At 61.1% G+C, this 20,215-nt stretch carries 18 protein-coding genes; 8 read left to right on the forward strand and 10 right to left on the reverse strand.

All coding sequences use genetic code 11. The features are described from left to right. Positions 1–9: 9 nt before the first annotated feature. From D4A92_RS17920 to fghA, 7 genes are all read left to right on the forward strand, one after another. A complete protein-coding gene (locus D4A92_RS17920) occupies positions 10–1,281 on the forward strand; it encodes a hypothetical protein (RefSeq protein WP_203016305.1) in 1,272 nt (423 codons plus the stop codon). A 57-nt stretch (positions 1,282–1,338) separates the two neighbouring features. Continuing rightward, positions 1,339–1,956 (forward strand): GNAT family N-acetyltransferase, encoded by a 618-nt coding sequence (locus D4A92_RS17925; RefSeq protein ID WP_203016307.1) that lies wholly within the window; start codon positions 1,339–1,341, stop codon positions 1,954–1,956. Positions 1,957–2,056: 100 nt separating this feature from the next. Beyond that, complete coding sequence (locus D4A92_RS17930; protein WP_203016308.1) at positions 2,057–3,184, forward strand: S-(hydroxymethyl)glutathione dehydrogenase/class III alcohol dehydrogenase; 1,128 nt, start codon at positions 2,057–2,059, stop codon at positions 3,182–3,184. Next, positions 3,181–3,636 carry a GNAT family N-acetyltransferase gene (locus tag D4A92_RS17935; RefSeq protein WP_203016309.1) on the forward strand — a complete coding sequence of 152 codons (456 nt, stop codon included), beginning with the start codon at positions 3,181–3,183 and terminating at the stop codon, positions 3,634–3,636. The genes D4A92_RS17930 and D4A92_RS17935 overlap by 4 nt, the downstream gene beginning before the upstream one ends. A gap of 348 nt (positions 3,637–3,984) precedes the next feature. After that, positions 3,985–4,080, forward strand: a complete 96-nt coding sequence (locus D4A92_RS25335; protein WP_203016310.1) for a hypothetical protein — start codon at positions 3,985–3,987, stop codon at positions 4,078–4,080. A gap of 4 nt (positions 4,081–4,084) precedes the next feature. Continuing rightward, positions 4,085–4,531, forward strand: coding sequence for a YaiI/YqxD family protein (locus tag D4A92_RS17945; protein WP_425958010.1), 447 nt, complete (start codon positions 4,085–4,087; stop codon positions 4,529–4,531). A 34-nt stretch (positions 4,532–4,565) separates the two neighbouring features. Beyond that, positions 4,566–5,399: an S-formylglutathione hydrolase gene (fghA, locus tag D4A92_RS17950; protein WP_203016312.1), complete on the forward strand. Its 834-nt coding sequence runs from the start codon at positions 4,566–4,568 to the stop codon at positions 5,397–5,399. Positions 5,400–5,520: 121 nt separating this feature from the next. Here the strand turns inward: fghA and D4A92_RS17955 are convergent, their stop codons facing one another. The 9 genes from D4A92_RS17955 to D4A92_RS17995 all read right to left on the reverse strand — a co-directional run bounded on the left by D4A92_RS17955 (position 5,521) and on the right by D4A92_RS17995 (position 17,431). Then, a complete protein-coding gene (locus D4A92_RS17955) occupies positions 5,521–7,128 on the reverse strand; it encodes a glycoside hydrolase family 43 protein (protein ID WP_203016313.1) in 1,608 nt (535 codons plus the stop codon). Between the two features lie 244 nt (positions 7,129–7,372). Next, positions 7,373–8,425: an L-glyceraldehyde 3-phosphate reductase gene (mgrA, locus tag D4A92_RS17960; protein ID WP_203016314.1), complete on the reverse strand. Its 1,053-nt coding sequence runs from the start codon at positions 8,423–8,425 to the stop codon at positions 7,373–7,375. Positions 8,426–8,591: 166 nt separating this feature from the next. Continuing rightward, on the reverse strand, positions 8,592–9,725 hold the full coding sequence (locus tag D4A92_RS17965) for a Gfo/Idh/MocA family protein (protein WP_203016315.1): 1,134 nt from the start codon (positions 9,723–9,725) through the stop codon (positions 8,592–8,594). A 28-nt stretch (positions 9,726–9,753) separates the two neighbouring features. Continuing rightward, complete coding sequence (locus D4A92_RS17970; protein WP_203016318.1) at positions 9,754–10,515, reverse strand: sugar phosphate isomerase/epimerase family protein; 762 nt, start codon at positions 10,513–10,515, stop codon at positions 9,754–9,756. A 59-nt stretch (positions 10,516–10,574) separates the two neighbouring features. Continuing rightward, on the reverse strand, positions 10,575–13,034 hold the full coding sequence (locus D4A92_RS17975; protein WP_203016320.1) for a beta-mannosidase: 2,460 nt from the start codon (positions 13,032–13,034) through the stop codon (positions 10,575–10,577). 63 nt (positions 13,035–13,097) lie between these two features. Continuing rightward, entirely contained in the window at positions 13,098–14,186 is a 1,089-nt protein-coding gene (locus tag D4A92_RS17980; RefSeq protein ID WP_203016321.1) for an ABC transporter ATP-binding protein, read from the reverse strand. Between the two features lie 4 nt (positions 14,187–14,190). Further along, complete coding sequence (locus tag D4A92_RS17985) at positions 14,191–15,135, reverse strand: carbohydrate ABC transporter permease (protein WP_203016322.1); 945 nt, start codon at positions 15,133–15,135, stop codon at positions 14,191–14,193. Next, the gene (locus D4A92_RS17990) at positions 15,128–16,030 is read right to left on the reverse strand and encodes a carbohydrate ABC transporter permease (RefSeq protein WP_203016323.1); all 903 of its coding nucleotides are present in this window, start codon (positions 16,028–16,030) and stop codon (positions 15,128–15,130) included. The genes D4A92_RS17985 and D4A92_RS17990 overlap by 8 nt, the downstream gene beginning before the upstream one ends. Before the next feature lie 165 nt (positions 16,031–16,195). Further along, entirely contained in the window at positions 16,196–17,431 is a 1,236-nt protein-coding gene (locus D4A92_RS17995; protein ID WP_203016324.1) for an ABC transporter substrate-binding protein, read from the reverse strand. 449 nt (positions 17,432–17,880) lie between these two features. Here D4A92_RS17995 and D4A92_RS18000 point away from each other — a divergent pair, with 449 nt between their 5' ends. After that, complete coding sequence (locus tag D4A92_RS18000) at positions 17,881–18,918, forward strand: LacI family transcriptional regulator (protein ID WP_246753973.1); 1,038 nt, start codon at positions 17,881–17,883, stop codon at positions 18,916–18,918. Positions 18,919–18,961: 43 nt separating this feature from the next. Here D4A92_RS18000 and D4A92_RS18005 read toward each other — a convergent pair whose 3' ends face one another. Continuing rightward, positions 18,962–20,140, reverse strand: a complete 1,179-nt coding sequence (locus tag D4A92_RS18005; protein WP_203016325.1) for a GGDEF domain-containing protein — start codon at positions 20,138–20,140, stop codon at positions 18,962–18,964. Positions 20,141–20,215: the final 75 nt, after the last annotated feature.

A 20,215-nucleotide genomic window follows, 5' to 3' on the forward strand; every position in this document is an offset into this window, starting at 1 on the left:
GAGAGCTTCTTGGCGACGTATCAGGCCGCAGTGTTTCTGGCCGCCTTTAATCTCGGCCTGCTCTGGCTCCTGATGGCCGCACCGCTTGGGCGGCGAACCATCCGGGTGAGCCGGATCATCCGCGAGCGCCCGGAAGAACTGTGGAACATCACCCGCCCCGCCGGCGATCAGACATCCTGGCATCCCAATGTCATTGCCGTCGAACCGGTCGACGGCAAACCGGACCTGGTGGAATTCGCCTATCGGCAAAGCGATCGTCACGGCCATCCGAGCAGACGGACCATGATTGTCGACCGCACCGCGATGACGTCAGCCGGCTGTTTCTCCTGCGAACTGCGGGTGGTCAATGATTCAACGCTCGACCACACCTTCTGGGAAGGCTATCGCGAACGCCGCAAGGTCGAACGTGCCCCCCTCGGCAGCCGGGTAACCTTCGAGCAGACGGACAATTATCGCGGTCTCGCCTTCTATCTCTTCCGGCGCATAGCGCTGGCCCGCGAACTCTCCGCACTGCAAAACCATGTGGAGGAAAGTCCGGCCTCGGGCCTTCTGCATTTCGAACACCCGCTCTGGCAGACCGTGCTCGTGATTCTCTCGACCGTCCTGCTCTGGCCGTTCTTCGGCCTGACAGCGCAGGGCCTGATGATCTCGGTGTTCCTGACCCTCGTCATCCTTCTGCATGAACTCGGTCACATGGTGGCCTATCGTGCCTTCGGGCACCCGACGACACGCATGCTGTTCGTGCCGCTGCTCGGCGGCGTGGCGATCGGCGGTCGGCCGTATAATACTCATTTCGAAGTCGCGACCTGCGCCCTGATGGGGGCTGGTTTCTCGGCGCTGCTTGTCCCGATCCTCGTGGCAGCCCATCAATCGGCGATGGACATTCCCCACTCGTTGGCAATGGATGGCCCGATCCTGGTCTTTCTCGTCATTCTCGGTGCCTTCAACCTTCTCAACCTTCTGCCCACCTACCGTTTCGACGGCGGCCAGGTGCTACGGCAGGTGTTCCAAGGCCCTCGCATTCTCGCGTTCACCAGTTTCCTCGTGACCGGTGTGGTCGCCTGGACCGGCTGGCGAATCGGCCTTGCGGCACCTGTCTTGTTGGTCGGCGTCGCGCTCTTCACCCTGCTCGGCATGATCAGGACGAAATCGGCCAAGCCGCGCGAAGCCTTGGTGCCGATGAACGGTCCGGAACGACTGATGACCGGTTTCGGCTACTATGCGGCGCTCGCCATCCACGTCTACGCGGTAATCTATGCCTGCGACAGACTGTTTCCCTGATCGCGTCGCCGCTCCACCCGCTTGACATGCGGCGACTCTCAAGCTCCAAGAGACCGCATGGATACCGATCAAAAGCTCCTCCCCGCCGGCTATCACGATGTCGCGCCGAACATGCTCGCGACCATCGTCACCTGCCTTGAGATGACGACAAGACCAGCACCTCGCCCCAATCCGCCGACCGATGGGCTGACGGTCGAGCGCTGGAACGCGCCAGCGCTTGAGGATTACCGCGCGCTCTACCGCCGCGTGGGAGAAGATTGGCTCTGGGTCTCCCGCGCCGTGATGGCGGATGACGAGCTGTCGGCGATCATTGAAGATCCCGCCGTCGAGATTTTTGCGCTGATGCGCAACGGCGAAAGGCTCGGACTTCTGGAGCTCGACTTCCGCCAGGCCGGGGAATGCGAACTTGCCTTTTTCGGCCTCGACCAGAGCCTGATCGGATCGGGCGCTGGGCGCATCCTGATGAATGTCGCGATCGACAAGGCATGGGACAAGCCGATATCGCGCTTCTGGGTTCACACCTGCCATCTCGACCATCCGGCGGCACTCGCCTTCTACCAGCGCTCCGGTTTCCGTCCCTATAAGCGCATGGTCGAGATCTTCGAAGACCCCCGCCAAACGGGCAAGCTCCGCGCCGACGCCGCGCCGCATTTCCCCGTTCTGCAGGCGGAATAGACGAGAAGAATCAGACTTTTGAGAAAATCCGGCTCAGCCCTTGAGCCGGATGCTAAAGCCGTGCGAAAGTCGCCACCAACGATTTGTCAGGAGAAAAACCATGGATGTTCGCGCCGCCGTCGCCACCCAGGCTGGAAAGCCGCTCGAGGTCATGACCGTTCAGCTCGAAGGCCCGCGCGCCGGGGAAGTGCTGATCGAGGTGAAGGCCACCGGGATCTGTCACACGGATGATTTCACGCTCTCGGGCGCAGACCCGGAAGGTCTCTTCCCGGCCATTCTCGGCCATGAAGGTGCAGGCATCGTCGTCGATGTCGGCCCGGGTGTCACCTCGGTGAAGAAGGGTGACCATGTCATTCCGCTCTACACGCCGGAATGCCGCGAATGCTATTCCTGCACCTCGCGCAAGACCAATCTCTGCACCTCGATCCGCGCCACCCAGGGCCAGGGCGTGATGCCTGACGGCACGAGCCGCTTCTCGATCGGCAAGGACAAGATCCACCACTACATGGGCTGCTCGACCTTCTCGAACTTTACCGTTCTGCCCGAGATCGCGGTTGCCAAGGTCAACCCGGACGCGCCTTTCGACAAGATCTGCTACATCGGCTGCGGTGTGACGACCGGCATCGGCGCAGTCATCAACACCGCCAAGGTCGAGATCGGCTCGACGGCCATCGTCTTCGGTCTCGGCGGCATTGGTCTCAACGTCCTGCAAGGACTGCGCCTTGCCGGTGCCGACATGATCATCGGCGTCGACATCAACCCGGACCGCAAGGCCTGGGGCGAGAAGTTCGGCATGACGCATTTCGTCAATCCGAAGGAAGTCGGCGACGACATCGTGCCCTATCTCGTCAACATGACCAAGCGCGGCAACGACCTGATCGGCGGTGCCGACTACACCTTCGACTGCACCGGCAACACCAAGGTGATGCGCCAGGCGCTGGAGAGCTCGCATCGCGGCTGGGGCAAGTCCGTCATCATCGGCGTCGCAGGCGCCGGCCAGGAAATCTCGACGCGCCCGTTCCAGCTGGTCACCGGCCGCAACTGGATGGGCACGGCCTTTGGCGGTGCGCGCGGGCGCACCGACGTGCCGAAGATCGTCGACTGGTACATGGAGGGCAAGATCCAGATTGACCCGATGATCACCCACACCATGCCGCTCGAAGACATCAACAAGGGCTTCGACCTGATGCACAAGGGCGAATCGATCCGCGGCGTCGTGGTCTATTGATGTCTGTGCCTTACACAGTCGACGTGCGGAGGCTCGACCGGTTCTCCGCCATCGATCTCTACGCCATGCTGAAGCTGCGCGTCGACGTCTTCGTCGTCGAGCAGCACTGCCCCTATCCGGAACTCGACGGTAACGACAAGGACTGCCTGCATCTGCGGCTGCTGATGGATGGCGAATTGTTGGCCTGTGCAAGGCTCTGGCGTCCGACACCGGAGCATCACCCCCGCATCGGACGCGTTGCGGTCTCGCCCGATCATCGCGGCAAGCGGCTGGGGGATGCGCTGATGCGCGAGGCGATTTCAGAGGTGGAGAAACTCTATCCTGCAGAGCCGATCGAGATTTCGGCACAGAGCCATCTGCAGAAATTCTACGGGTCACTCGGGTTTGAGGTGATCTCGGAGGAGTATCTGGAGGATGGGATTCCGCATGTGGATATGCTGCGGCGAGGATAAGGTCTGAGGTCAAAGTTTTCCGGGAGTTCTCTGGCCTGCTGCAACCGGACAATGATACAATCGGGCTCCGTTAAGATTGGACAGGAGGCCCAAAGATGCCCCGGCATTTCGACAAGGAACTCAGCCTCGGAAGAACTGGCAAACCTGCCCGACGAAGACATCGACACGAGTGAAATTCCAGAGCTGGACAACGATTTCTGGAGCAACGCGGTCCTCCGACAAACAGAGATCGGTCTCGGAAGCAGTGAGGTCACGCCGATGGAGAGTGCAGAAGAACTGATAGCGGCATTCCGGGAACGCCACTAGCGGAGGCTTTTAGGCGTCTGCATCTTCCCCTTCCGCCGCTACTTGATTATCTACCAACCGCTCGATACCGCAGACGACATCGAGCTGATCCGTCTCCTGCACGCGGCACGGGACTATCGCAAATACTTTGACGACTGATCCGATGTCCGAAATCTATGTCGATGCCGATGCCTGTCCGGTGAAGCCGGAGATCCTGAAAGTGGCCGAGCGGCATGATCTGCCCGTCACCTTCGTTGCCAATTCTGGCCTGCGCCCCTCTCGCGATCCGATGGTCAAGAATGTCATCGTATCCGGCGCCTTCGATGCGGCCGACGACTGGATTGCCGAGCACTGCGGCGAGGGTGATATCGTTATCACCGCCGACGTGCCGCTGGCCGGGCGCTGTGTGGCCGCCGGTGCGCTGGTGACCGGACCGACCGGGCGGATCTTCGACACGGCCAATATCGGCATGGCGACGGCGATGCGCGATCTCGGGGCCCATCTGCGCGAGACCAGCGAGAGCAAGGGCTACAACGCCGCCTTTTCGCCCCGCGACCGCTCGGCTTTTCTCGAAACGCTTGACAGGCTCTGCCGGCGGATCAAGAAGTGAGCCCCGCAAGGGCCCGGAATAAGGACAGATCCCCATGAATATCCTCTCCCAGAACACCGCCTTCGGCGGCATGCAGGGCGTCTTCTCGCATCAGTCGGAAGCAACCGGCACCGAGATGACCTTTGCCGTCTTCGTGCCCCCGCAGGCGATCGCCGAAAAACGGCCGGTACTCTGGTATCTCTCCGGGCTCACCTGCACCCATGCCAATGTCATGGAAAAGGGCGAATACCGCCGCATGGCTGCCGAGCTTGGCCTCATCATCGTCTGCCCGGACACGAGCCCGCGCGGCAATGACGTGCCCGACGAGCTGACCAACTGGAAGATGGGCAAGGGTGCGGGCATGTATCTGAATGCCACAGAAAAGCCCTGGGCCGAGCATTACCAGATGTATTCCTACATCACGGAGGAACTGCCGGCGCTGATCGCCGAACAGTTCCGCGCCGACATGGACCGCCAGGGCATTTTCGGCCATTCCATGGGCGGCCATGGCGCCATGACGATTGCGCTGAAGAATCCTGATCGATTCAAGAGCTGCTCGGCCTTCGCCCCCATCGTCAACCCGCTGACCGCCGATTGGACACAGGACGCTTTCGAGAAATATCTGGGGCCTGACAGGGCGAAGTGGCGCGAATACGACGCCTGCGCGCTGGTGGAAGACGGTGCCCGCTTCTCGGAAGTCCTCATCGATCAGGGCAAGGCGGACAGTTTCCTCGAGACGGGCCTTGCGCCCTGGAAATTCGAAGAGGCGGTGAAGGGTACCGATATCGGCCTGACGCTGCGCATGCATGAGCGCTACGACCATTCCTACTACTTCATTTCGACCTTCATGGAAGATCATCTGAAGTGGCATGCGGAGCGGTTGGGGTGAGCTTCAACCTCACGCCGTCATGCTCGGGCTCGTCCCGAGCATCTACGACCGTCGAATCGCGTGTGAAGGCAGTGGATCCTCGGGACAAGCCCGAGGATGACGACGGAAACGATTGTGCCCCTCACGCGCGCCGATAGACGAACCGCTCGAAATCGGCTGGGCGACCCTGCCCCGTGATGTCGAAACAGAACATGCCGGCAAAGGCGCCGGTGAACGAGCCGTGTTCACCGAAGCCGCCTTCGTCGGAGACAACGCCGGCGTCGAGGACGGGGCCGATGGACTGCCACGCGCCTTCGCCTGCGACCCGCCAGAAGAATTGCAGGTCGTTGTCGGTGATCTCCATGGCGAGATCGATGGCGCCGTCTGGGATCGATTGGCCCATGCCGATTGGGAAAGTAAGATTGCCGGAGGGATAATCGCCGGGGCAGGACAGGATGATCAGCGAGCGGCCGAGCTTTTCGTCGATGGACACACCCAGCGCGTGGAATTTATAGCGATTGTAGTAATGGGTGAGGCCCGCGACCTGCTGATAGGTTTCGGGCTTAAATTCAAGACGTGTCTCGGCGCGGAAGCGGTGTTGCTCCTGGCGACGGGCGACCAGCGACTGTTCGAACCAGGAGCCGATGCTTTCGCGACCGAAGAGGCGCAAGCGCCCTGCCCTCTCGGTCAGGCTGAACAGGCGCTCGGGATGCGGCGTTCGCAGCCACTGGAATTCTTTCGGTAAGTCCGCGCTGTCGAAGGTTCTCACAATCTCGACCGGCTCCTCGCGTTTGACGGCACCATGAGGTGCCGGCACCTCGACATCAGGCACAACGCCGCCCTGTTCGAGATAGAGCCAGCCGTCTTCCTTCCAGACGCATTTCTGTAAGGCTGTTTCGCGGCCGAGCGTGCAGCGGCGCTTCGGGCCCATCGGGCGACCGCAGAGATGGGTGTGATAGGCCTCTCCGTCAGCCGTCTCGACATACTGGCCGTGACCGGCGCGCTGCAACACGGCGTCCGGGGCATCCTTCGAGGTGATGAGATGCGTGTTCGGATGCATCTCGTAGGGGCCGTCGATCGCGCGGGAGCGCGCCATCGTGACGACATGGTCGTAGCCGGTGCCGCCCTCGGCGGTCGTCAGGTAATAACAACCATTGCGCTTGAAGAGATGCGGGCCTTCGACCAAGCCCTGTTTGCTGCCCTCGAAAATGTTCTTGATCGGGCCGGTGAGCTTTTGCGTCTTCGGGTCCCATTCCTGAAGCAGGATACCGTCGAATTTCGCATGGCCGATGGTGTTGCGCGCCTCGGGGCGGTGGTTCCACTGCATGTTCAAGAACCACTTCCGGCCGTCATCGTCATGGAAGAGCGAGGGGTCGAAGCCGGACGAATTGACATAGATCGGGTCGGACCAGGGGCCTTCGATCGCGGGGGCCGTAACGATGTAATTATGCGCGTCCTTGAACGAGCCTTCGAAGCGTTTGACGTCGGTATAGACGAGCCAAAAGAGGCCGTCGGCATAAGACAGGCACGGCGCCCAGACGCCGCAGCTGTCAGGATTACCGCGCATGTCGAGCTGGCTGGCGCGGTTGAGCGGGCGGCAGACGAGCCCCCAGGTCGCGAGGTCGCGCGAGTGATGGATCTGCACGCCGGGATACCATTCGAAGGTGGAAGTCGCGATGTAGTAATCGTCGCCCACGCGGCAGATCGACGGATCCGGATTAAAGCCCGGCAGGATGGGGTTGATGATCATGGCGTGTTTTCTCCTCCGCAATTACCTCTCCCCCTGCGGGAGAGGAAGAAAAATCAAAGTCTTAGCTGAAGGCTCAAGCCCTAGATTTTTCAGGAGAGGGATTACCTGACTGACAAACCCCTCTCTTGGGATTTCTAGCACTTAGCTGACGCTAAGCTGCTGAAATCCCGTTCTCCCCCGCAAGGGAGAAGATCCCTCTCTGGCCGCTGTGCCCACCTCCCCCTCAAGGGGAGGGTCTTCCTCTTTACTTCTTCTTCCGCGGCGGGCCCTTGCGCTCAGCAGAGGCCGCCCAGATGTTGATGTCGGCGTCCTTGGCGAAGACGTCGATTTCGGCCAGTTCTTCCGTCGTAAAGTCCGGCGTCTCGATGGCCTTGACGCAATCCTCCACCTGCGAGGGCTTCGACGCGCCAATCAGCGCTGTGGTGATGCGCTTGCCGCGCAGGACCCAGGAGAGCGCCATCTGCGCCAGCGTCTGGCCGCGCTTTTCGGCGATTTTGTTCAAGCCCCGGATGTTTTCGAGATTGCGTTCGCTGAGGAAGCCCGGGTCGAGCGACTTGTCCTGCGTCGCGCGGGTGCCTTCCGGAATACCGTTCAGGTATTTCGAGGTCAGCATGCCCTGGGCGAGTGGCGAGAAGACGATGGAGCCGACGCCGAGCTCTTCCAGCGTGTCGATCAGGCCGTCTTCCTCGATCCAGCGATTGATCATCGAATAGCTGGGCTGGTGGATGAGGAGCGGCGTTCCCAGGCTCTTGAGGATATCGTAGGCTTCGCGGGTACGCTTGGAGTTGTAGGAGGAAATGCCGACATACTGCGCCCTGCCAGAGCGGACGATGTGGTCGAGCGCGCCGCAGGTTTCCTCGAGCGGCGTGTCGGGATCGAAGCGGTGCGAATAGAAGATGTCGACATAATCGAGACCCATGCGCTTCAGGCTCTGATCGCAGGACGCGATCAGATATTTGCGGCTGCCCCATTCGCCGTAAGGACCGGGCCACATGTTGTAGCCGGCCTTGGACGAGATGATCAGCTCGTCGCGGTAACCCCGGAAATCGGTCTTGAGGATTTCGCCGAACGCTTCTTCGGCAGAGCCGGCCGGCGGGCCGTAATTGTTGGCGAGGTCGAAATGGGTGATGCCGAGGTCGAAAGCCCTACGGCAGATCGCCTGCTTGGTGGAATGCGGCGTGTCACTGCCGAAATTGTGCCAGAGGCCGAGCGAGATCGCCGGCAGCTTCAGCCCGCTCTTGCCGCAGCGATTGTAGGTCATCCGCTCATAGCGGTTTTCGGCGGGGGTATAGGTCATGGATGGTTCTCTCCCAGATGCAGACGATTCATACTCGCCCCTCATCCCCCTGCCGGGACCTTCTCCCCGCAAGCGGGGAGAAGGTGGCAAGACGCCGGCCAAACCGGCCTTCTCCCCGTTTACGGGGAGAAGGTGGCGGCAGCCGGATGAGGGGCAGAACTCACCCTTATCTAAGCAGAGCCTGCGCTTCGTCGATACCCAGGGCAGCCGGTTGAGTGCAGGTTGTCGACAAGGTAACGAATTCTCCCGTCTCGCCGGACTTGAGGATCGACACCATGACATCGACGCCGTGCAGGGTTCGGTCGAGCGAGCAGCGGGCATCGCGGCCTTCGAGGATCGCGACTGCCATGTCGGCAAGACCCGCCGTGCGGTAGTTGGCGCGCGGGCCTTGCGGGCTTTCTTGGTTGTTGCGACCGAAGGGATGATCCCAGGCCTCGAGCGGCTGGATGTTCTTGTCGCGACCGGAGGCCTCCACGACCCCGCCGAAGAAGTTCGGATCGGGCACATAGAGCGAGCCATCGGTGCCGTAGAGTTCCATATTGGCGTGGCGGTGGCTCCAGACGTCCCAGCTGGCGGACAGCGTGATCGTGGCGCCATTCTGGAATTCCAAGAGCGCATGAATGTTGGTGGGGGTCTTGACCGGGATCGTCTCACCATTGCGCGGCTGGCTGGTGATCGTGCGGGTCTCGTTGGCCATCGAGGTCAGGGCAGCCACCCGCTTTACAGGACCGATCAGGTTGATCAGGTTGGCGATGTAGTAAGGGCCGAGGTCCAGGACCGGGCCGCCGCCGGGCAGGAAGAAGAAGTCCGGGTTCGGGTGCCACATCTCCATGCCGGGGCTCATCACATGGCAGGTGCCCGACGTGACGCGGCCGATACCGCCCTTGTCGATATAGGCGCGCGCCAGCTGGTGTGCTCCGCCAAGGAAGGTGTCTGGTGCGCAGCCGACCGACAGGCCCTTGGCCTTGGCAATCGTGCGCAGGTCTTCGCCCTGTTCGAGCGAGAGAACCAGCGGCTTTTCCGAATAGACGTGTTTGCCGGCTTCGAGGATGCGCTTGGAGACCGGGTAATGCGCATCCGGGATCGTCAGGTTGACGACGATATCGACCTCGGGATTGGCGAGAAGCTCGTCAATGGTCTGCGCCTTCACGCCGTATTCTTCGGCACGCAGCTGCGCCGCACTCATATTGATGTCGGCGCAAGCGACGACCTTCAGACCGCGAAACAGCGGCGCCAGCGAAAAGTAGGTGGTGGAAATATTGCCGCATCCGATGATGCCGACGCCGAGTTCGCGTGCCATGGGAAATGTCCTGCTTGCTGCGATGAGTTCAATAGGTGTTGAAGGAGGCGATCGAGCGGGTGATCAGCCGGTCGATATCCTTCGGATTGTCGTGTTCGACGACGAAATGCTTGACGCTTGTGCTCTTCAGCGCCGCGATCAGGCCCTTCCAGTCGACTGTGCCATGGCCAACATCGGCCCAGCCGTCTTCGTCTGTATTCTCGCCAGCCGGAGCGATATCCTTCACGTGGACGGCACTGATGCGCTTGCCGTAGCTTTCGATCCAGGCGAAGGGATCAGCCTTGCCGCGGATGACCCAGGCGATATCGGCTTCCCAGTCGAGCTCGGGACCGCCGGCGAAGATCTGCTCCTGCGGGGTCGATCCATCCGCCAATGCCACGAATTCGAAGTCGTGATTGTGCCAGCCGAAGATGAGCCCGGCATCGCGCAGCGGCTTGCCGGCGGACTGGAGGCGCTGACCGAAAGCGAACCAGCCGCTCGCATCCGTTGGGCGCTGATCGGGCATAAGATAGGGGCAGTAAACCGCCTCGATGCCGAGCGTCTTGGCGATCTTGAGCACGCGAGCCGGATCGTTCTCGATCATGTCGAGGCCGAAATGCGCGGTCGGCATGGTCAAGGCGTTGTCATCGAGCTCCTTGCGGAAGGCATCGAGCTCACCATCGGCGAGCGAAGCGTAGAGGGCGCCGTAACCCTCAACTTCACTGTAACCAGCGGCCTGGAGCTTCGGATAGATGCCGCTGAAGGGCTGGAAATTGCGGGCGCTGTAAAGCTGAAAGCCGAGTTTGGTCATGGTAGTCTCCTCCTCGTTTGGTCCTGGATCGGGCGCCCAGGGCCTTGGTATAATGGCTGTCAGTCCGCCGACTGGCAGGTGTAGAGATCGTAGATCCGGAAATTCGGTACGGTGCCGGCGGGCAGAGCGGTCTCGGGCGTGAAGACGATGCGGCGGCTCTCGCCGGCCGAAAGGTCGAAGGCGTTGTCGGAATAGCGACCGGCAGTCGCGCTTTCGAGCATGACGAAGAGTGCAAGCCCATGCGCTGTGACCGTGATTTCGAAGCCACCGTTTGCGGTCGGGGTGACCGTCGTTTCAAGCCGTGACGGTTCGAGATCGAGCGCCTTGTAGGTGCCGTGGACGAAATGCCCCTCCCCGCTCATGCCGTTGGAGGCGATGAAGCTCCAGGCGAGCAGGCCGTCGGCCGGGATCTCGGTGGAATCGAGCGTGACCAGCAGGTCGGCGGCATCCGGGCCGCAATCGCCCTGCACGCTTTTCAGCGGCATGCGCTCACCCGACAGCGTCAGCACGAAGAGATTGGCGTCGATGGTGACCGTATCGAGCGTGTCGTTGACCATGGAGAGCGCAATGCTGCTGCCATCCTCGGACGGAATGGCAGCAACCGCTACCGGCTGGAAGAAGTGGCGCACCATGTAATGCATCGCCTTCCAGCTGCCGCCGTAGTCAAGGCTGGAGCAGGAGGCGACCGGCCAGGTGTCGTTGAGTTGCCAGTAGATCGTGCCCATGCAATGCGGCTTCAGCGACCGCCAGTATTCAACCGCGGTCTTGATCGCCAACCCCTGCTGGATCTGGCTCAGATAGACGAAATTGGCGAAATCCTTGGGGAAGCGGAAATAGCGGAACATGGTACCCGCGATCCGCTCATTGCCGCCCGCATTCTTCTGGTGCAGCTCGATCACGGGCGAGGCGATGTTCATGTCCGCCTTGTCGGCAAAACTCTCGATGACCGGCAGCGAGGTATAGGACTGGAAGCCGAATTCCGAGCAGAAGCGCGGCTTGACAGTTCGGTAATTATCGAAACTCTTGTTCTCGTGCCAGACCGACCAGTAATGCATGTCGCCGGAACCATCGGCATGCCAGGCATCGCCATAGTCGAGATAGCCGGAGGCCGGGCTCGACGGCCACCAGATGCCCTGGGGAAAGGTCTTCTTGACGCCCTGCTCGATGGTGCGATTGAGGCGATCATAGGCGACGAGATAGCGGTCGCGGTTGTCGCGGGATTCCGGGAACCAGGTAAGCGCGCCGACGAGCTCATTGTCACCGCACCAGATGACGATCGAGGCGTGGCTCGACAGGCGCTTGACCTGGTATTCGACCTCGTGGGCGACGTTGTCGAGGAAGTCGTCCGTGCAGGGGTAGAGATTGCAGGCGAACATGAAGTCCTGCCAGACCATCAACCCGAGCCGGTCGCAGACGTCGTAAAACCAGTCGGCCTCGTAGAAGCCGCCGCCCCAGATGCGGATCATGTTCATATGTGCAGCGACGGCGGAATTCAGCAGATCGGTGGTCTTCTCTTCCGAGGAGCGGGAGAACAGCGCATCCGCCGGGATCCAGTTGGCGCCACGGCAGAAGATCTCGCGGCCGTTGACCTTGAGCGCGAAGCGGCTGCCGGCCTCATCCGGATCGGTGATCAGCTCGACGGTACGAAGGCCGATCTGGCGGGCGACGGTTTCGGTCGGCAGGTCGACGGTGAGTGTATAGAGCGCCTGCTCACCGGAACCCGCCGGCCACCAGAGGCGCGGGTTTTCGATCTCGAAGACATGCACGACCTTGGTCTCGCCGGCGGCAATGCCGACGTCCAGGCGCACACGCTCACCGTCGAGGTCGAAATGCACGGGCACGACGGCGGGGTCGATCGAATGGATGGTAGCGGTAACCTTGAGCTCGACGCGACCATCGGCGTGATGGACCTGCTCGGTCTCCACATGCTCGATGCGGGCGGGGTCGAGCTTCTTTAAGCACAGCGTGCCGTAGATCCCGAGCGGCGCGATCGCGATGTTCCAGTCCCAGCCGAAATGGCATTGCGGCTTGCGCAGCATATTGCCGTTGGGAATCGGGGAATTCGCGGTCGAATAGGGAATGTAGAAGGGCTGGCGCGCCTGGCGCTCGGCGCCGGCCGTGATGCTGGAATGGAAGACGATGCGGATGGTGTTTTCGCCCGGCTGCAGCGCCTGGCTCACATCGGGGCGATAACGGCGGAAGCAGTTGTCGGCAGACAGCACCGGCACATCATTGACGAAGACGACGGCCACCGTATCGAGATAGTCGATGTCGAGATACCAGCTGCCAGAAATATCAGGGACGACGACCTGACGTTCGATGACCCAGTCGCGCTCGGCGACCCACTGCACGACTTCCTCGTTGCGGCCGAAATAGGGATCGGGGATCAGGCCTGCGGCATGTAGCGCCGAATGCACATCGCCCGGCAGCGTGATCGCCGCCTGATGGTCGCCGTCGGCGGACGAAAGACGCCATTCGCCGTGGAGATCGATGGCGCCGGTGTGGGCATTCTGGGTCATGACGACAGTCCTGCAGAAGAAAAAGGCGCCCCGGTCACAGGCCGGGACGCAGGGGGGAACGTGTCAGATGCGCTCTTCGGTCTGCGCATCGAAAAGAGAGGCAACTTCCATGTCAAAGCCGAGGCGAACCTTGGCGCCCGGCGCATAACGACGGGTGCCGCCGATGCGGACCGACATTGTGTGGCCGGCATGTTTGAGCCAGAGCAGGTTGTCGGCGCCCATCGGCTCCTCGATGTCGACGACGGCCTCGTGCAACTCGCCGATACCAGCCTCTTCATCGACCTTGATATGCTCCGGACGCACGCCGAGGATGACCTTGCGGCCACCCGTCAGCGGCTCCTCCGAGCGATATCCCTTCATCGAGAAGAGAACGTCATGGGTGCGGAAGAAGACCTCGCCGCCTTCGTTGACGAGGTCGCCATGCAAGAAGTTCATCGACGGAGAACCGATGAAGCCGGCAACGAAGAGGTTTCGCGGCTGGTTGTAGATCGTATTCGGATCCGCGAGCTGCTGGATGACGCCGCTCTTCATGATCGCGATACGGTCGGCAAGCGTCAGCGCCTCGATCTGGTCGTGCGTTACGTAGATCATCGTGTTTTTGAGGCTGTGGTGCAGGCGCTTGATCTCGACGCGTAGCTCCGAGCGCAGCTTGGCGTCGAGGTTGGAAAGCGGCTCGTCGAACAGGAAGACGTCGACGTCGCGCACCAGGGCACGACCGATCGCCACACGCTGACGCTGACCACCGGACAATGCCGACGGCTTGCGGTCGAGCAGAGGCCCGATCTGCAGGATGTCGGCAGCGCGCTGGACGCGCTTTTCGATCTCGTCCTTCGGCATCTTGGCAACCTGCAGGCCGAAGGAGAGGTTCTTCTTCACCGACATCTGCGGGTAGAGCGCGTAGGACTGGAACACCATGCCGATGCCGCGGTCCTTGGGCTCTTCCCAGGTGACGTTCTTGCCCTTGATGAAGATCTGCCCGTCGGTCGGCTCCAGAAGGCCAGCGATGCAGTTCAAAAGCGTGGACTTGCCGCAGCCGGATGAGCCCAGGAGAACGATGAACTCGCCGTCGACGATGTCGAGATTGAGGTTTTCCAGCACCTTGACGGCGCCGAAGCTCAACGAGAGGTCCTTGATCGATACACTATGCGACATGAGCTTAACCCTTGACTGCGCCGGCGGCGATGCCCCGGACGAAGAGGCGTCCGGAAATGAAGTAGACGATGAGCGGCACGGCGCCGGTCAGAAGTGTTGCGGCCATGTTGACGTTGTATTCCTTCACGCCCTGGACCGAATTGACGATGTTGTTGAGCTGGACCGTCATCGGGTAATACTCCGGTCTGGTGAAGACCACGCCGAACAGGAAGTCGTTCCAGATGCCGGTGATCTGCAGGATCATGGCGACGACGAAGATCGGCAGCGACATGGGCAGCATGATCCTCAGATAGATCTGCCAGAACCCTGCCCCGTCGATGCGGGCGGCCTTAAACAGCTCTTCCGGCAGCGAGGTGAAGTAGTTGCGGAAGAGCAGCGTCAAGATCGGCATGCCGAAGATCGTATGCACGACAACGAGGCCGGTCAGCGTACCGTAGATACCGAGTTCGCGCAGCACGATGACGATCGGATAGATCATGACCTGATAGGGAATGAAGGCGCCGATGATCAGGATGGTGAAGAACAGTTCCGCACCCTTGAAACGCCAGTTGGCCAGCGCATAGCCGTTGACCGAGGCAATCAGGATCGAGATGAGCGTCGAAGGCACGGTGATGCGGACGGAATTCCAGAAGCCGCGGGACAGACCATCACAGTTGAGGCCGGTGCAGGCGGTCGCCCAGGCCTTGACCCAAGGCTCGAAGGTGATCTCCATCGGCGGCGAGAAGATATTGCCCAGACGGATCTCCGGCATGCCCTTCAGCGACGTGACGATCATCACGTAGAGCGGGATCAGATAATAGATCGCAAAGAAGATCAGCGATCCGTAGAGCATGATATTGCGACCCGAGAAGGTCCGCTTCGGCTTGGCCCCGCGAGGCCCTGACCCGACATGGTCTGACACGGCGTCGAAACCGGCAGCAGTGGTGTTGAGAGAACCGGGATTAGCCACGCTTCTTTCCTCCGAATTCGAGATAGGCCCAGGGAATGATGACGATCGCGACCGTCAGCAGCATCATGGTCGAGGCGGCGAAGCCCTGACCGAGGTTCTGTGCCTGGAACATGTAATCGTAGACGTACTTGGCCGGCACTTCGGAAGCGATGCCGGGCCCGCCGCTGGTCTGGGCCACCACGAGGTCATAAAGACGGACGATGCCGGAGGTGATGATGACGAGCGTAGTGATAAACACCGGGCGCATCATCGGGATAATGATGAAAAGATAGGTCTTCCACATCGGGATGCCGTCGACGCGCGAGGCCTTCCAGATGTCTTCATCGATGCCACGCAGACCCGCGAGCAGCAGGCACATCACGAGCCCTGTGCCCTGCCAGAGACCGGCGATCAGGATGCCGTAGATGACGATGTCCGAATTGTAGAGCGGGTTGAAGGTAAAGGTCTCCCAGCCCAACGACCGCACGATCGACTGCACCCCGAAATCCGGGTTCAGGATCCATTGCCAGACGAGACCGGTGACGATGAAGGACAGCGCGAAGGGATACAGAAAGATCGTGCGGAACGCGTTTTCGAAACGGATCTTCTGATCCATCAGCGCTGCCAGCAGGAACCCGATCATGATCGAGAAGATCAGCGAGAGTATCCCGTAGATAGCCAGGTTCTGGATCGAAATGATCCATCGCGGCGCATCCCACAGACGTTCATACTGCTCGAAGCCAATGAAGTTGGCACGCGGCAAGAGCCGTGAATTGGTGAAGGAATAGACGACCGTCCAGATGGTCCCTCCAAGGAAGATGACCATCGCGGTCAGCACCATGGGAATGGAAGCGATCTTGGCGTTCAGATTGCGAAACAGCTTATTGGGTCGACCAGCATGCGACGGGCTCGCCATGGGTCAGTCCTCCTCGTCCTGGACACGGGTGTCGCACCAAGGCCGTCACGCTGAAACGCACACGCTTCCCGCACGCAGCCGGCACACGGGCATGACGCCCTACCCCGGGTCAAAAATGGCCTGTGTCCAGCCAGGGTCGCCCCTGGCTGGACAGGTCACCCGCGATTAGTCAGCGGAAGCGATGATGTCGGCGAAGCGCTTCTGCGCATCTTCGACGGTCATGGACGGATTGGCGAAGAACTCGGAGAAGAGGTCTTCCTTCTGCTTCTGGCTGTCTGCCGAAAGCAGTTGGTCGGTGCCCTGAATGACATTGCCCTTGGCGAGAATGTCGAGGCCCTTCTTCATGCAGTCGTTGGCAGCGGCCAGATCAACGTCACCGCGAACCGGCAGCGAACCCTTTTTCAGGTTGAAAGCGACCTGCGTTGCAGGCGCAACCAGGGTGGCTGCGAGAACGTCCTGCGCTGCAGACTTCGCTTCATCGTTGATGACGGGGAAGTAGAAGGCGTCACCACCGGTGGAGATGATCTCGTTCACGCCGAGGCCCGGAAGGCAGGTGTAGTCCTGGCCCGCAACCTGACCGGCGAGTGCAAACTCGCCCTGCGCCCAGTCACCCATAATCTGACCGCCGGCCTTGCCGGTGATCACCAAATTGGTGGCCTGGTTCCAGTCCTGAACGTTGGAACCCTTGGACATGCGGCGGGCATCGTCGGCGGCCTTGAAGACCTTGGCGATCTCGGGGCCGGCTGCGACGTCCGCATCCTTGTCCTTGAACACCTTCTCGAAGGTTTCCTTGCCGGCGATGGCGACCATCAGCACATCGAACGCACCGGCAGACTGCCATGGCTGACCACCGACGGCGAGCGGAATGATGCCCTTGGCTTCAAGCGCAGGTGCTGCTGCGACGAATTCGTCCCAGTTGGTCGGGACGGCAACGCCGGCCTGCTCGAAGGCAGCGTTGGACAGCCACAGCCACTGCCAGGAGTGGATGTTGACCGGGGCGCAGTAGATCTTGCCGTCGATCGTGCAGCTTTCAAGCAGGCTCGCCGGCTTGATGATATCCTTCCAGCCTTCCTTTTCGGCGACGGCCGTCAGATCCTTCATCAGACCGGCTTCAGCCAGTTCCTCGGCCTGCCGGCCATGGTTGAACTGGGTAGCACCCATCGGATCACCGCCGGTGATGCGGCTGATCATGATCGGGCGAGCGGTACCGCCGGAACCGGCGATCGCGCCATCGACCCACTTGTTGCCGGTGGCATCGAAAGCCTTGGCGAGTTCGGCGACGGCCGCGGCTTCACCGCCGGACGTCCACCAATGGGTTACTTCGAGATCGGTTGCCTGCGCTGCCGCAAACGGCATGACGACAGTAGCGGCCAAAGCTGCCGCAAAGCTACGAAAATTCATGAGTCTCCTCCCTCACTGAAACGTTGCCGGAAAAACTTATGTCAAAGATTTTTGGAGCGCAACCTTTCGGATTGCAAATTTTCCATTACATCCAAATTTCAGCGCAGGCGTGCAATTCACGCTTCGCATCCAAAACGCTTTGGTTGAGTTTTATATTGCGCAGCAGCATGAGAAGTATCGTTTCAGTTCCAATGAATTGCCGAAAAACCAGGAATAGATTGCTGCACAGGCGTCCACTGACGTTTCTACAGGCGACGAAAACAGGGATAAATTGCCAACTCCCGCTTCGGTTGCGTTGCTTTGCGATGCAGCATGGAAAAGGGCTCGACAAATCGACTGTATCGTTTCAGATTTTTCATTCACCGCACCGGGAGGAGGTGCCGGTCTCCAGGTTTGCAGGCAGGAAAAAGCCAACTATAAGCGTGGCTTGTGCGAGTGGCGGGGACGACATGACAGATCAGCAAGGGGGCGGCCTCATGGACCGCCCAGTGGCGACGAAGGAGCGACCGACGCTCAAGACGATCGCCTTCATGACCGGCCTCGGCATCACCACGGTGTCGCGAGCCCTGAAAGACGCGCCAGACATAGGCGCCGAAACCAAGGAGCGCGTGCGCATGGTCGCACGACAGCTCGGCTACCAGCCGAACCGCGCAGGCGTGCGCCTCAGAACGGGCAAGACCAATGTGATCGCGCTGGTGCTCGGCATCGACGAGGAAATCCTGGGCTTTTCCAACCAGATGGTCGTCGGCATATCCGAAGTTCTTTCCGGCACGCCCTACCATATCGTGGTGACGCCGCATGCCCATACCAAGGATCCGATGCTGCCGGTGCGCTACATCCTGGAGACCGGCTCGGCCGATGGCGTGATCATTTCGCGCACGGAACCGGATGACGCCCGGGTGCGGCTTCTCACCGAGCAGAACATGCCCTTTGCGACCCACGGCCGTACCGCCATGGGCATCGAGCACCCCTATCACGACTTCGACAACGAAACCTTCGCTTATGAGGCTGTCGAACGGCTGGTGAAGCGCGGCCGCAAGCGCATCGCGCTTCTGCCACCACCGAGCAAGCTCACCTATTACAAGCATACATTCGACGGCTTCATGCGCGGCCTGAAGGCCTTCGGTGCGGAGGAAGTGCCGCTACACATCAACATCGACGCTTCGCTGGGGCAGATCCGCGCGGCGGTCGAGGATCTGATGCGAGGACCGGATGCGCCCGACGGCTTGATCTCCTCCTCTGGCAGCGCCGCCATAGCTGCCAACGCCGGGATCGAAGCGGCAGGCAAGCGAGTCGGCGTAGAGATCGACCTGGTCGCCAAACAGGGCACGCCGATCCTGAACTGGATCCGCCCCGACATCATTGCCGTCTACGAGGATGTGCGGCAATCCGGCCGAGAACTCGCCAAGGCGGTGATCGCCAGGATCGACGGCGTCGACCCCGGACTTCTGCAGAGCATCACCGAGCCGCGTTGGGAACCGTCATAACGACAGTAGACCTACGCCAACTCGCTGGCCATGCTGAGTTTATTCAGGCGTAAGATGGGCGCTGGCCGTCGTCCCAGACGACCACGGAATTGCGGCCGTTGACCTTGGCGGTATGCAGCGCCGCGTCCGCCCGCTTCAAGAGCTCGTCCGCCGTGACCTGCATGGCGCCATGGGCAACGCCGACGCTGACCGTCACCGGCACGAGCTCGCCGCCGAGGAAGAACATCTGCTGCTCGACGCTGTCATGGATGACGTGGCCGAGCTTCTCGGCCTCCTCGACCTTGCAGAAAGGTACATAGGCGGCGAACTCTGCACCCGCCAGACGGCCGAGCAGGGCGTGCTCGGGCAACTCCCGCAGGATGAGTTCAGCGCAGGTCTTCAGGACCTCGTCACCGCCGGAATGCCCGTATTGGTCGTTGATCCGCTTCACATGGTCGACATCGACATAGAGGAAGGCCCCTTCGCCGCGCACCTTGGTCGAGAGCGTCTGCAGCATGTCAAGAAAGGTGAAGCGATTGGCAAGGCCGGTCAGGTTATCGGTCGCTGCCGACCAGCGATGTTCCACCAGCAGGCGGTCGCGCACCAGAAGAAAGATCGACAGCGGCGCGATGACCGCATGCAGGAAAGCCGCGAACGCGACAACGGTCAGCCAGAGAGGGCCGGAGCCGACGACATCAGAGGCGTTGAGCGGCCAGACAAAGGCCACAAGAGCCGCAATGAGCAGGACCACGGACAGGGCTGCAAACCAGAGATAGGCGAAGGGACGGTTGGAAAGTCGCTCTTCGACTTCGGACGCCTTCAGCTCCCAGGCAGCCAATCCGGTATAGATCGCGCCGACAACGGCGGCGACCAGGAATCGGGCCGTCACGTCATCCTGCAGAAGGGGCGCAGACGCAGCGAGTAGGAAAAAGGCGAGCGGCCCCACGGCGGCGAGCTTCAGATCAAGTGCCCGGTGATCGAAGGCCCGCATGCCCTGCCAAGCAAGTGCCGCCCCCGACAGGACAAGCGTCTGGGCGAGGACAACCGTGATCAGCGTATAGCCGCCATCCGAGATGGCCGTGAGCAATGCACCGAGCGCCGCAAGCCCGGATGCCGCGCCAAACAGCAAGAATTCGTTTCGATTCGGCTCCTCGCGCCAATGTCGCGCATAAAGCGCAGCGAAAACCGCCAGAACTGCAAATGCGCCGAGCGCCAGTGTAGATAGATTAACGGATAGCATCATGAATCGCCTGAAATACGCGCGGAATCGTTAACCGCCCCGGCACGCTAGGCGACAGGCGTTAACTCCAGGGTAAAC

The sequence above is a fragment of the Rhizobium rosettiformans genome (assembly GCF_016806065.1).
Classification (GTDB): domain Bacteria; phylum Pseudomonadota; class Alphaproteobacteria; order Rhizobiales; family Rhizobiaceae; genus Allorhizobium.

What these genes read in the sequence shown, in the direction of transcription:
- D4A92_RS18000 (WP_246753973.1), top strand. Translation starts at nt 17,881, where the DNA reads ATGACAGATCAGCAAGGGGGCGGCCTCATGGACCGCCCAGTGGCGACG.
- D4A92_RS17990 (WP_203016323.1), bottom strand. Translation starts at nt 16,030, where the DNA reads ATGGCGAGCCCGTCGCATGCTGGTCGACCCAATAAGCTGTTTCGCAAT.
- D4A92_RS17995 (WP_203016324.1), bottom strand. Translation starts at nt 17,431, where the DNA reads ATGAATTTTCGTAGCTTTGCGGCAGCTTTGGCCGCTACTGTCGTCATG.
- D4A92_RS17930 (WP_203016308.1), top strand. Translation starts at nt 2,057, where the DNA reads ATGGATGTTCGCGCCGCCGTCGCCACCCAGGCTGGAAAGCCGCTCGAG.
- D4A92_RS17970 (WP_203016318.1), bottom strand. Translation starts at nt 10,515, where the DNA reads ATGACCAAACTCGGCTTTCAGCTTTACAGCGCCCGCAATTTCCAGCCC.
- D4A92_RS17980 (WP_203016321.1), bottom strand. Translation starts at nt 14,186, where the DNA reads ATGTCGCATAGTGTATCGATCAAGGACCTCTCGTTGAGCTTCGGCGCC.
- D4A92_RS17975 (WP_203016320.1), bottom strand. Translation starts at nt 13,034, where the DNA reads ATGACCCAGAATGCCCACACCGGCGCCATCGATCTCCACGGCGAATGG.
- fghA (WP_203016312.1), top strand. Translation starts at nt 4,566, where the DNA reads ATGAATATCCTCTCCCAGAACACCGCCTTCGGCGGCATGCAGGGCGTC.
- D4A92_RS17925 (WP_203016307.1), top strand. Translation starts at nt 1,339, where the DNA reads ATGGATACCGATCAAAAGCTCCTCCCCGCCGGCTATCACGATGTCGCG.
- D4A92_RS17955 (WP_203016313.1), bottom strand. Translation starts at nt 7,128, where the DNA reads ATGATCATCAACCCCATCCTGCCGGGCTTTAATCCGGATCCGTCGATC.
- D4A92_RS17945 (WP_425958010.1), top strand. Translation starts at nt 4,085, where the DNA reads ATGTCCGAAATCTATGTCGATGCCGATGCCTGTCCGGTGAAGCCGGAG.
- mgrA (WP_203016314.1), bottom strand. Translation starts at nt 8,425, where the DNA reads ATGACCTATACCCCCGCCGAAAACCGCTATGAGCGGATGACCTACAAT.
- D4A92_RS17965 (WP_203016315.1), bottom strand. Translation starts at nt 9,725, where the DNA reads ATGGCACGCGAACTCGGCGTCGGCATCATCGGATGCGGCAATATTTCC.
- D4A92_RS18005 (WP_203016325.1), bottom strand. Translation starts at nt 20,140, where the DNA reads ATGATGCTATCCGTTAATCTATCTACACTGGCGCTCGGCGCATTTGCA.